This is a genomic window from Euzebyella marina (assembly GCF_014855515.1).
Taxonomy (GTDB): domain Bacteria; phylum Bacteroidota; class Bacteroidia; order Flavobacteriales; family Flavobacteriaceae; genus Euzebyella; species Euzebyella marina.
The window spans coordinates 36,559-49,443 of the sequence record NZ_JACYFK010000006.1; the positions used below are offsets into that span (position 1 = coordinate 36,559).

Genomic DNA, 12,885 nt, shown 5'->3' on the forward strand with positions numbered 1-12,885 from the left:
CAATTAAGTTCTCTTCCAGAAATAGGGCGAGAGCAGTATCAATACGGTAAAGAGTTCCAACCTACCTGCCAACATCAAAAACCCGCACCACCATTTACCTATATCTGGCAGACCATTAAAATTACTTACTGGGTTCAAAGTACCAAATGCCGGACCTACATTACCCAAAGAAGAGGCAGCACCACCTATGGCTGTCACAAAATCGATACCCATGGCACCTAGGCCTAACGCTCCTATTATAAACAGCAACATGTAAAGCACAAAAAAGGCAATAATGTTATAGACAATCTGCTCTTTAACGGTTCTTCCATTATATCTCACAGGAATTACGGCACTGGTATGCAAAGTCCTTTTAAACTCTAAAAGACCATTCTTGATAATTAGAATATGCCGCATAACCTTTATACCCCCAGCGGTGGAACCGGCCGAACCACCAAGAAACATCAACCCAAAAAAGAAAACGGTTAAAAAGGGAGTCCAGCTCGTAAAATCGGCCGTAACAAATCCTGTAGTGGTCACAACGGCGATCACTTGAAAAAGAGAGTGCCTAAATGCACTTTCGGCACTACCCAACACCTTCGGGTGGTAATCACTAATTGCTACATCTGCTTTAAAATAAACCACGAGGGCAGCGATAATGGTAAAGGATAGGATAAAGCCTGTATAAAATTTTAATTCTTCGTCTTTTATGATACGCTGCACCTTTCCCTTAAAGGCGAAATAGCTTAATACAAAGTTGGTACCGGCCAAAAACATGAACAAAATAACGATGTATTGAATCAATGGTTGGTCGTTCCAATAAGCAAGACTTAAGTTTTTGGTAGAAAACCCTCCGGTCGAAAGCGTAGCCAAGGAGTGGTTTATGGCGTCGAAAAAAGACATGCCAGCCAGTTTTAAAAGTACGGTTTCGGCGATAGTGTACCCGACATATATAAGCCACAAACGCTTTGCCGTATCGGTAATTCTCGGGTGCAATTTGTCCGCGCTAGGCCCAGGTGCCTCGGCCGCAAACAACTGCATGCCCCCAATACCTAATAGCGGTAAAATAGCTATGGCCAAAACTATAATACCCATACCTCCAATCCAGTGGGTTAGGCTCCTCCAAAAAAGAAGCCCCTCAGGCAATGCTTCAATATCATCTAGAATAGATGCCCCTGTGGTCGTGTACCCCGAAATAGTTTCAAAAAATGCATTGGTAACCGACGGAATGGCATCGGCAAAAAGATAGGGCAGCATACCGGAAGCAGACATCACAATCCACCCAAAGGTAACTATGATATAGCCCTCTTTGCGCTTAACCTCCTTCTTATGCCCTCTTGTATAGAACATGGCAAAAGTACCAACGAACATCGTCGTAATGGCCGCCAAAGCGATACCAAGGGTAGCTCCATCCTTATAAATTCCGCTTACAAGCGCCGCCAAAAGCATAAAGGCGCCATTGCATAGCAGCAAGAGCCCCATTATATGGAATATTATTTTAGAGTTAAGACGCATTAGAGAAACAATCGTTCTATTTTCGGAATGGCTTCAGGTAAGCAGCAGACCACTACCCTATCACCGGCCCTAATTTCAAAGCCCCCCAAGGCAATGATTCCCTCATCGTCGCGAATGACCCCACCGATAGTTGCCGACCTTGGAAAATCAAGCTCACGAATAATACTGCCAGTAACCCTTGAACTAGGTTTTACTACGAATTCCAGTATTTCGGCATTTAAATTGTTCAGCCTCATCAGGGCCACCACTTCACCCTTTCTGATATGACGGAAAATATTGTTGGCGGCAAGTAGCTTTTTATTGATTAAAGTATCGATACCAATAGAATGGGAAAGTTGAAAATAGTCCATATTTTCAACCAAGGCTATCGTCTTCTTTATTCTCTTAGATTTGGCTACCAAGCAGGACATGATATTAGTTTCAGAGTTTCCTGTCACTGCGATAAAAGCATCCATCGACTCAAGACTCTCTTCCTCAAGCAATTCAACATTACGGCCGTCACCATTAATCACCAGTGCATTCGGAAGCTCATCGGCCAAATCAAAAGCCTTTTCTTTGTCTTTTTCAATCAACTTGACATTAAAACGGTTCATGCAAAGGTCACGGGCCGATTTGAAGCCCACTTTGCTACCGCCCAAAATCATTACATTCTTGATTTCCTCCTTTTTCTTACCGGTCAACTTGTAAAGTTCTTCAACCCCCTCTTTGGTGGTAATAAAATACACTTGATCCCCATCTTTAAAAATGGTATCACCCCGAGGAACCACGGTATATTGCGTTCCCGTACGCTGTAAAGCTATGGGCATAAAATGTAACTCAGGGAATATTTTAGCAGCTTCTTTAACCATCTTGCCCACAAAAGGTGCCGTAGGTGGCAGCGATACACCGACCATTATCAGCTTACCATTTTCAAACTCATAGGTATCGTTGAATGCCGATTTGTTCAATAGCAACTTGATTTCGGTAGCGGCTAACTCCTCCGGCGAAATGAGCTCATCTATACCTAACTCGCTAAACCTAATACTCTCTTTATCATCTATAAACTCTGTATTGGAGATTCTGGCAATAGTACGCTCGCAACCCAATTGTTTGGCCAACATACACAAGGTAAGGTTAGTTGTTTCAGAAGCCGTCACTCCGATCATCAAGTTAGAATCTTGAACGTTGGCATCTTTTAGAACAGAGATAGAGGTCGCGTCTCCACGAAGCACCCGAATATCTAAATGCGTATCTGCATACGCAAGACTTTCTTTATTCGAATCGATTAGCGTAATGTCTTGAGACTCGTAAGATAGCAGTTTGGCCAGATGAAACCCTACTTCACCGGCACCTGCAATAATAATTTTCATCTACTAGCAACTTTGTGTGGTCTGCAATGTTAGGACCTTAGATTCAAAAAGTTAAATAATATCTGCCCCGATTTGCGTGGCAAAATTACACATTTAATCGGTAGCCCCTTTTAAATTGGTATTTATTTGCCCCTTCATACCAAATTCATTTACCTTCTAGGTAAACGTTTAGTTAGGCCTATATTGTATCTTTGCCCAAAATTTGCCCAATGGCCAAAAAGGTAACCCCCTATAAAGACTCTGAACTGGGAAAAAAAGCACAGGTCACCCAAATGTTCGATACCATATCAGATAAGTATGATGGCCTCAATCGGGTCATATCTTTCGGTATAGACGTTCAATGGAGAAAAAGAGTTGTTTCTATCGTAAAAAAAACAACCCCCAATTCTATTTTAGATATAGCGACCGGAACTGGTGACCTGGCTATTAATCTAATTGAGACCGGGGCCGACAAAATCGTAGGATTGGACATTTCTCCGGGAATGCTTGAAGTGGGCAAAAAAAAGGTTCAGGCCAAAAATCTGGAGAATACCATTGAAATGATCGTTGGCGATAGTGAAAACCTACCTTTTGAAGATAATAGCTTTGATGCCATAACAGTTGCCTTTGGTGTTCGTAATTTTGAAAACCTAGAAAAAGGCCTGGCAGAAATTTATCGGGTACTTGCCAAGGGTGGAACATTTGTGGTTCTGGAGACCTCAGTACCTACAAAGTCGCCTTTCAAACAAGGGTACCACCTTTACACCAAAAATATATTACCGGTCATCGGAAAAATGTTCTCTAAAGACCGTTCTGCTTACAGGTATTTAAGTGAATCGGCCTCTGTTTTTCCACATGGTGAAGCGTTCAACAATATTTTGCGCAAAATCGGGTTTATAGAGGTAGAGAACAAACCCCAAACGCTTGGGGTGGCATCTATATATATAGGAAAAAAATAAAAACCCGGTTTCTTTTGAAACCAACTGAAAACCCGCTCCCCCTTACTACATAAGGTCTCGGCATTAATGGGATAATTTTTTTTGAATGAAAAGATTTTTTCTGCTTTTGGGAAGTATGCTGTTTATTAACCTATCGGCAAACGCACAGTTTAATGCGGACCCCATCATCAACCTCGAAAACAAGGATAAAAAATTTCTTAATTACGGATATTTTTTAGGCTTTAACCGATATGGATTCAAATTTGACTACAAAAACAATCGAGGAAACGGCAACACCGACGTTTTGGTTCTTGAATCTACAGGCTTTAATGTGGGGTTGATCGGAGAAATGAACCTTCATGAATTTTTAGATATACGACTTGAGCCCGGTCTTTATTACAATGCTCGAACATTAGGCTTTCCCGGGTTTCAAGCAACCGAAGAAGGTGAAAGAAATGCTATTCGCGAAGTAAAATCCACCTACATCAACTTTCCGGTATTGGCAAAAATTAGCACCCGCCGCTTCGGAAACTGGAAACCGTTTCTAGTGGCCGGCCCTTCGGCCTCATTGAACTTAGGTAGCAACGAATCTAGCCCTGATGACAATAGCAGCGGTACTTTCAGAATGAAAAAATGGACTTACAATTACGAACTCGGTTTCGGAATCGATTTCTATCTGGAATACTTTAAGTTTACCCCATCTATACGTGGTGTTTTTGGCCTGACCGATGAATTGATCAGAGACAATGACCCTAATAGCCCATGGACCAGCAATATTGAAAAAATGAGCACCAGGGGTATTTTCGTTAACTTCACTTTCGAGTAAATCGATTACCTCCTACGAATTTCGCTCAATAGAATCGCGCTGGCCGTGGCTACGTTCAGACTTTCTGTAGATTGTTTTCCAAATTGGGGAATGGCTATTTTATCCGAAATCAGACTTTCAATTTCAGGTGAGATTCCATTTGCTTCGTTTCCCATTACCAATACAGCTTTTTCGGGTAAGTCGCTCTTGTAGACCGAATGGCCTTCCATAAAAGCGCCATAGACAGGCAAATCCGAATTTGCCAAAAACTGGCTTAAATCGGTATAACCCACATTGACCCTAGCCAATGACCCCATACTTGCCTGTACTGTTTTAGGATTATAGCAATCGACCGTATTGGCTGAACAGACCAAATCAGTAACACCAAACCAATCGCACAATCGTATGATGGTGCCCAAATTTCCAGGGTCACGAATTTCATCTAAGGCAACAATCCAATTATCAGAATTTATAGATTGCACCTCAGGAATCTTAAAGACGGCCAAACAACCGCTAGGCGTTGTCAAAGCACTTATTTTCTTCAGTTCATCTTGAGAAATTATTTCTGGCCGAATATCTTTCGAACCAATCAAACCTTCTTCTGTTTCATACAAAGAATTTAGCTCAAATCTAGAGGTCAGAAGCTCATTGATAGTTTTTCTTCCTTCCACAAAAAACAACCCCAGTTGATTGCGGTACTTTTTTTGATGTAGACTTCTTATAAGCTTTATTTGGCTTTTAACAATCATAAAAAGATGTAATTTTGGTGGCTATGTGTAAATCGTCGCACCTTACCAATATCTGTGCTAAATTAAGCCTATTATTTCTTGCGATTGCGATCAATGCGTGCAACACCTTAAAAAGGGTGGGCGAAAACGAACTCCTACTTCGGGAAAACACCATATACGCAGATGGCGAAGAAATCAACGACGAAGCCATACAAAGCCTAATAGTTCAAGAACCCAACACTCGAATATTAGGATACCCCCTTAGACTGAATCTTTACAACCTGGCAAAACAAAACCCAGATTCGTCGTACAACGCTTGGCTGCATCGCAAAGAACATAGAGAAGAACGTTTGGTGCGCCTGCTCTCAAAAAAGCAAGTAAACCGATTGGGAGAATCTTTTCTAGTTAGCGGTCTAAGCGAATGGCTAAAAAAAATTGGCGAGGCACCTGTTGTAGTTGATACCACCAAGGCCAGGAGAACTTTAGAAAGGTTAAGCGCCTACTACGGCAGCAAAGGTTATTTCAACAACAATACGACCTATATTGTCGATACTTTGACCAAGAAGAAAAGGGCCAGTCTTGATTATAGAATTGATTTGGGCAAACCGTTCTACATAGATTCAATTTCGCATCAAATTGCTTCCAAAGCCATAGATTCAATATATCAAGAAAGTGAAGAACTATCTTTTGTAAAAAGAGGAGACCAGTTCGATCTTTCACAATTTGCAAGAGAAAGGGAGCGGCTCAGTACCATCTTTAGAAATTCAGGGGTCTATAATTTTCAAGAAAGCTCGATTTCATATGATATTGCTACAGATACCACTAAGGTAGCCGATGACCAGCAAATGAACATAGAGCTTAATATCGACAATTTCAAAAAAAGAGGGGATTCGGCCGTTACCTCAGCAGAGTACAAAGTATATCGTTTCAACAAAATCAATATTTATACCGACTATTTATATGACGAAGGTGACGGCGAACTACAATCGATAAACTACGAAGATTATACCATTTTTTTCAGGGACAAGCTACGCTTTAAACCAAAGACCCTAGCCAATGCCGTGTTCTTTGAAAAGGATAGTATTTACCGTGATATCGACAGAACGCGTACTTATCGGCAAATAACCAATTTAGGAGTGTTTAAATACCCTACCATAACCTCTGAACCCACTGGCGAAGGAAACACCCTCGACGCTAACATCTATTTGGCGGCCCGGCCTAAATATTCATTGGGAACTTCTTTCGAGGTGACCCGATCTAACATTCAACAAGTCGGTTTGGCCCTTAGCCCATCATTGCAGGCCAGAAATTTATTTGGAGGCGCAGAAAACCTGAGTTTAGCTGGTAGATTGAGCATTGGTTCATCAAACGACCCTAGTATTATTGACAACCGTTTTTTTAATATACAAGAGTATGGTGCCGATATAAATTTGGATATTCCACGAATCTGGTTTCCATTTTTCAACACCAATTCAATCATTCCCAGCTACACCCTACCCAGAACCCGTATTTCTTTAGGAACCAGCTTCCAAAAGAATATCGGTTTGGATAAACAGGCATTCAATACCGTATTGGGTTACAACTGGATTCCCTCCGATTTTATCAAACACAACGTAGAATTGTTAAATGTACAGTTCGTTCGTAATGTCAACATTGACCGTTTTTTCAATGTATACCAAAACTCTTATGAACAATTAGATGACCTTGCCGATAATTTTGATAGTTATCTAGATGAAGTTCAATATCCCGAATTGGAGGAGTATTTCGAATTGCCCAACGGGTCCAACAACCCTAGGCTTATTATTCCCGAGGGTACGGCCGGTTTTACACAGGCTATTCTAGAAAGAGAGGTAAGTTCAACCGCGGCCATTTATCAAGCAGTTAGTAGAATTGAAGAAAGAAGAGACCGCTTAACTGAAAACAACCTCATCTTCGCCAGTAATTATACCCTCAACCTTAATAATAGAGAAGGAATTACCGATAATACCTTTTATCAGTTTCGTTTTAAGCTAGAAAGTGCCGGCAACCTATTGTCGACTATATCCGCCGTCATTCCTTTTGAAGAGAATGAGAATGAAGATCGTTTGGTTTTTGGGGTGCCCTATAGTCAATATGTAAAAACGGAGTTCGACTATATCAAATACTGGAACGTATCACGAGCCAATGTTCTGGCCTTGCGTACTTTCTTCGGTATTGCCATCCCCTATGGCAACTCCGACAATATACCTTTTGTTAGAAGTTATTTTGCTGGAGGTGCTAACGATATTAGGGCATGGTCTCCGTATTCTCTTGGGCCAGGACGTACGGATGCTATCAACGACTTCAATGAGGCTAACTTGAAAATAGGATTGAATCTGGAATACAGGTTTCCCGTCATTGGTAATTTTAAAGGTGCCCTTTTTGCCGATCTTGGTAATATATGGAACGTATTCGATAACGTTGAAGACCCTGCAGCCACCTTTACCGGATTACGTTCTCTCGAAGATATTGCCCTAGGCACAGGCTTCGGTCTTCGGTACGATTTCACATACTTTGTACTAAGGGCAGACCTAGGTTTCAAAACCTATAACCCCGCCAGAGAGGTTTCCGATAGATGGCTCACCGATTTCAACCTGCCCAATTCAGTACTTCAAATAGGTATTAACTATCCATTTTAAACAATTATTGGCTTATGGGTTGGCTAAGTAACAGATATCTAAAATACTGTTATACAAACAGCTTATAATCTTGAGCTGGGCTTCAGCTTTAGAGATAATATTTTATTACTTTTGTCCCATTCAAATTACAAACCTAGAGAATTATGGCCCACAATATAAAACCCGGAGTTGCCACCGGAGATGAAGTACAGGATATTTTCAATTACGCAAAAGAGAAAGGCTTTGCATTGCCTGCCGTTAACGTAATCGGATCCAATACAATTAACGGTGTTCTTGAAACGGCAGCGAGCCTGAATGCACCGGTAATCATTCAATTTTCAAATGGCGGAGCTCAGTTCAACGCTGGAAAAGGCTTATCGAACGAAGACCAAAAAGCAGCTGTTTTGGGTGCTGTTGCAGGCGCAAAACACGTTCACCAATTGGCAGAAGCATATGGGGCTACGGTTATTCTACACACCGACCACTGCGCTAAAAAACTTTTACCTTGGATCGATGGTATGTTAGAAGCGAGTGAAAAGCACTTTGCCGAAACTGGAAAATCGTTGTTTAGCTCTCATATGATCGACCTTTCAGAAGAGCCTCTTGAAGAGAATATCGAAATCTGCAAGGGCTATTTAGAGCGTATGAGCAAAATGAATATGACCTTAGAGATTGAATTGGGTATCACAGGTGGTGAAGAAGATGGGGTTGACAATTCAGATGTAGATGACTCTAAATTATACACGCAACCTGAAGAGGTAGCTTACGCTTACGAAGAACTTTCAAAAGTAAGCCACAGATTTACGATTGCTGCCGCCTTTGGTAACGTTCACGGGGTTTACAAGCCCGGTAATGTTAAGCTAACCCCAAAAATTCTTAAGAATTCGCAAGAATACATTTCTGAAAAATACGGGGTTGAGCACAATCATATCGATTTTGTTTTTCATGGTGGATCCGGTTCTTCAGTAGAAGAAATTAGAGAAGGTATCAGCTATGGGGTTATTAAAATGAACATTGATACCGATTTACAATATGCTTTTCTTTCCGGTGTTCGTGACTACGTACAAGGCAAGAAAGACTACTTACAATCTCAAATCGGAAACCCAGAAGGTCCTGATGAACCTAACAAAAAAGCATATGACCCACGCGTGTGGCTAAGAGAAGGTGAAAAGGCGTTCATAGAGCGTTTGAAAAAGGCTTTTGCCGATTTGAACAATGTGAACACGCTTTAAAAATCTAAAATATCCGCTAACGATAATATGGAAAATATGACGGCTTGGTTCAGAAGAAAGGAGAAGGGAATACAAACGGCTACCGAAGAGAAAAAAGATACTCCGAAGGGCCTGTGGTACAAATCACCCACAGGTAAGATTGTAGAGTCTGAGGAGCTTGCCAAAAACTTTTATGTTAGCCCAGAGGATGATTACCATGTCAGAATAGGAAGTAAAGAGTATTTTGAAATTATCTTCGACGGTAACAAGTTCAAAGAACTTGATGTAAAACTCACGTCAAAAGACCCATTGAAGTTCGAGGATACCAAGAAATATTCTGATCGACTTAAAGATGCCCAGAAAAAAACCAACCTGAAAGATGCGGTCAGAACCGCGGTTGGCAAATCGATGGGTAAAGATTTGGTCGTTGCCTGTATGGATTTCGGATTTATCGGAGGTTCTATGGGTAGTGTGGTCGGTGAAAAAATTGCAAGGGCGATAGACTACTCCATCAAGAAAAAGCTTCCTTTTTTAATGATTTCCAAATCAGGCGGGGCTAGAATGATGGAAGCCGCTCTTTCACTGATGCAATTGGCCAAAACATCTGCTAAGTTGGCCCAGTTGGCCGAAGCCAAAATACCGTATATTTCATTATGTACCGACCCTACTACAGGGGGTACTACAGCTTCATATGCCATGTTGGGAGACATCAATATATCGGAACCTGGTGCTTTGATCGGCTTTGCCGGCCCAAGGGTCGTTAAAGACCTTACGGGTCAAGATTTGCCAGAAGGCTTTCAGACCGCTGAGTTCTTGCAAGAACATGGCTTTTTAGATTTTATCTCGCACAGAAGAGATTTGAAGAAAAAAGTAAATCTGTATTTAGATTTAATTCAGAACAATCCTGTTAGGAGTTCAGAAAATTAGTAGTATATTTGCGCCCTGATTGAAAATCAATCGGATACATAAAAATCATTTAAAGCAATATTGGCATGTATTTAAGCAAAGAAGTAAAAGCCGACATTTTTAAAAAATACGGCGGTAGTGAAGGGAACACAGGTTCCACCGAAGGTCAAATCGCGTTGTTTACGCACCGCATCAACCATTTGACTGAACATTTAAAAAGAAACAAGAAAGACTACAACACCGAGCGTTCTTTGGTTCGTTTGGTAGGTAAGAGAAGAAGTCTTCTTGACTATATGATTAAGAAAGATATTGTAAAGTATCGTGAATTAATCAAAGAATTGAATATTAGAAAATAATTCGATTGGGGGTCTTATATTTAGACCCCCTTTTTTTATTATAAAGTCCTCTTTTTTAAAGGGGCAAATTCAAAAAGCTTCACACGGTTTTTCATTGGTCAACACAACACAACAACTCCGACCATCGAAAATGTCGGAAAGACCATTGTTTAACAGTTCGCCTCTATGGTGGATTTAAATCAAATTTATGATTCCAAAAGTATTTAAAGAGGTCATTGACCTTGGTGACGGTAGGGAAATCTCTATCGAGACCGGTAAATTGGCTAAACAGGCCCACGGTTCTGTTGTAGTTAGTTCCGGCAAATGTATGTTGCTATGTACCGTAGTTTCCAATTACAAGGCTTCGGATGTAGATTTTCTTCCTTTAACGGTAGATTATAGAGAAAAATTCGCGGCTGCCGGCCGTTATCCTGGTGGCTTCTTTAAAAGAGAGGCCAGGCCAAGCGATGGTGAAGTATTGACCATGCGTTTAGTTGACAGGGTTTTGCGCCCATTGTTCCCGAAAGATTATCATTCTGAAACTCAGGTGATGATTCAATTGATGTCTCACGATGAGAATGTTATGCCAGATGCAATGGCTGGTTTGGCGGCTTCTGCGGCCATTCAACTATCTGATTTTCCTTTTGAATGCCCTATTTCTGAAGTAAGGGTAGGTAGAGTCGACGGAGAGTTGATCATCAACCCTACTTTGGCCCAATTAGAGAATTCAGACATTGATATGGTGATCGGTGCTTCTGCAGATTCTGTAATGATGGTAGAAGGTGAAATGAAAGAGATTTCAGAAGAAGAAATGACCGAAGCCATCAAATTTGCGCACGAGGCTATCAAAGTTCAGTGCGAGGCCCAAGTAAAATTAGCCGAAGCCTTCGGAAAGAAAGAAACAAGAGAATACGAACCTGAAAGAGAAGATGAAGATCTTGCCAAGAAAATTCATGACCTTACCTACAATAAGGTGTATGAAATTGCAAAGGCAGGTTCTGCCAAACACGAAAGAAGCGCTGCTTTTGAAGCTATAAAAGACGAGGTTATCGAATCTTTTAGCGAAGAGGAGCAAGAAGAGTATAACGGCCTTATCTCAAAATATTTTTACAAAGCTGAAAAAGCTGCTGTTAGAGACCTTACACTTAATGAAGGTTTGCGTCTTGACGGTCGTAAAACCGATGAGATTCGTCCGATTTGGTGCGAGGTAGATTATTTACCCTCTACCCATGGCTCTGCTATCTTTACCAGAGGTGAGACACAGGCATTAGCTACGGTAACTCTAGGTACATCTAGAGATGCCAACCAAATAGACATGCCTTCTTATGAAGGAGAAGAGCGTTTTTATCTTCACTATAACTTCCCTCCTTTTTCTACAGGAGAAGCAAGACCTATCAGAGGTACGTCAAGAAGGGAAGTCGGTCACGGAAACTTGGCTCAAAGAGCATTGAAAGGTATGGTTCCTGAAGATTGCCCTTACACTGTTAGGGTCGTTTCCGAAATATTAGAATCGAATGGTTCTTCATCAATGGCTACGGTTTGTTCAGGCACTATGGCGTTGATGGATGCCGGGGTTCAACTTAAAAAGCCCGTTTCAGGTATTGCCATGGGCTTAATTTCAGATGCCGAAACAGGAAAGTACGCCGTACTATCTGATATTCTTGGTGATGAAGACCACTTAGGTGATATGGACTTTAAGGTAACCGGTACTGCCGATGGTATCACCGCTTGCCAAATGGACATTAAGGTCAAGGGATTGTCATATGAAATTTTGGTAAAAGCCCTTAAACAAGCGAGAGATGGTCGTTTGCATATCTTAGGTAAACTTACTGAAACCATTTCAACGCCAAATGAAGATGTGAAACCTCATGCACCAAAAATGGTAACGAGAATTATTCCGAATGAATTTATCGGAGCATTGATCGGACCTGGCGGAAAAGTAATTCAAGAACTTCAGAAAGAGACCAATACAACTATCGTGATCAATGAAGATCCGGTAACCGAAGAAGGTATCGTAGAGATTCTAGGCACAGATCAAGATGGCATCAATGCCGTATTGGCCAAAATAGATTCGTTGATGTTCGAGCCTGAAGTAGGCAGTGTTTATGAAGTAAAGGTCATTAAAATGCTAGACTTTGGTGCCGTAGTAGAATACCAAGAGGCTCCGGGTAACGAAGTACTTCTTCACGTATCGGAACTAGCTTGGGAACGTACTGAAAACGTAAGCGACGTGGTCAACATGGGTGATGTTTTCGATGTTAAATACATGGGTATCGATTCTAGAACCAAAAAAGACAGAGTTTCGAGAAAGGTACTTTTACCAAAACCGGAAGGTTATAAAGAGAGACCACCACGTAACAATAACGACCGTAATCGCGGTAGGGATAATAAACGCGGTAGGGATAACAGAGACAGAAAACCTAAAAACGACTAAGTCTCTTAAAATCAACATTTCAAAAGCTCCTATTGAATCAAATAGGGGCTTTTTTTGTACGGTTGCGTAA

Annotated in this window: 10 protein-coding genes; 7 read left to right on the top strand and 3 right to left on the bottom strand. The window is 41.2% G+C overall.

All coding sequences use genetic code 11. From position 1 onward, the window contains the following. Window positions 1-3: 3 nt before the first annotated feature. Both IL356_RS18615 and trkA read right to left on the bottom strand, forming a co-directional pair. On the bottom strand, window positions 4-1,494 hold the full coding sequence (locus tag IL356_RS18615) for a TrkH family potassium uptake protein (RefSeq protein WP_121847987.1): 1,491 nt from the start codon (window positions 1,492-1,494) through the stop codon (window positions 4-6). Beyond that, window positions 1,494-2,843 carry a Trk system potassium transporter TrkA gene (trkA, locus tag IL356_RS18620; RefSeq protein WP_121847986.1) on the bottom strand — a complete coding sequence of 450 codons (1,350 nt, stop codon included), beginning with the start codon at window positions 2,841-2,843 and terminating at the stop codon, window positions 1,494-1,496. The genes IL356_RS18615 and trkA overlap by 1 nt, the downstream gene beginning before the upstream one ends. 209 nt (window positions 2,844-3,052) lie before the next feature. Here trkA and ubiE point away from each other — a divergent pair, with 209 nt between their 5' ends. Then, window positions 3,053-3,781, top strand: a complete 729-nt coding sequence (gene ubiE, locus IL356_RS18625) for a bifunctional demethylmenaquinone methyltransferase/2-methoxy-6-polyprenyl-1,4-benzoquinol methylase UbiE (protein ID WP_121847985.1) — start codon at window positions 3,053-3,055, stop codon at window positions 3,779-3,781. 85 nt (window positions 3,782-3,866) lie between these two features. Continuing rightward, entirely contained in the window at window positions 3,867-4,586 is a 720-nt protein-coding gene (porT, locus tag IL356_RS18630; protein WP_121847984.1) for a type IX secretion/gliding motility protein PorT/SprT, read from the top strand. A gap of 5 nt (window positions 4,587-4,591) precedes the next feature. On the opposite strand, the gene IL356_RS18635 is transcribed toward porT, so the two are convergent. Further along, the gene (locus IL356_RS18635) at window positions 4,592-5,314 is read right to left on the bottom strand and encodes a TrmH family RNA methyltransferase (RefSeq protein ID WP_121847983.1); all 723 of its coding nucleotides are present in this window, start codon (window positions 5,312-5,314) and stop codon (window positions 4,592-4,594) included. 23 nt (window positions 5,315-5,337) lie between these two features. Between IL356_RS18635 and tamL the strand changes: the two genes are divergently transcribed. The 5 genes from tamL (at window position 5,338) to IL356_RS18660 (ending at window position 12,815) form a co-directional block, all read left to right on the top strand. Further along, window positions 5,338-7,950: a translocation and assembly module lipoprotein TamL gene (tamL, locus tag IL356_RS18640; RefSeq protein WP_121847982.1), complete on the top strand. Its 2,613-nt coding sequence runs from the start codon at window positions 5,338-5,340 to the stop codon at window positions 7,948-7,950. Between the two features lie 143 nt (window positions 7,951-8,093). Next, window positions 8,094-9,161, top strand: coding sequence for a class II fructose-bisphosphate aldolase (gene fbaA, locus IL356_RS18645; protein WP_121847981.1), 1,068 nt, complete (start codon window positions 8,094-8,096; stop codon window positions 9,159-9,161). A gap of 36 nt (window positions 9,162-9,197) precedes the next feature. After that, a complete protein-coding gene (gene accD / locus IL356_RS18650) occupies window positions 9,198-10,067 on the top strand; it encodes an acetyl-CoA carboxylase, carboxyltransferase subunit beta (protein ID WP_121850625.1) in 870 nt (289 codons plus the stop codon). A gap of 65 nt (window positions 10,068-10,132) precedes the next feature. Then, window positions 10,133-10,402 (top strand): 30S ribosomal protein S15, encoded by a 270-nt coding sequence (gene rpsO, locus IL356_RS18655; RefSeq protein ID WP_121847980.1) that lies wholly within the window; start codon window positions 10,133-10,135, stop codon window positions 10,400-10,402. A 187-nt stretch (window positions 10,403-10,589) separates the two neighbouring features. After that, window positions 10,590-12,815 (top strand): polyribonucleotide nucleotidyltransferase, encoded by a 2,226-nt coding sequence (locus IL356_RS18660; RefSeq protein WP_121847979.1) that lies wholly within the window; start codon window positions 10,590-10,592, stop codon window positions 12,813-12,815. Window positions 12,816-12,885: the final 70 nt, after the last annotated feature.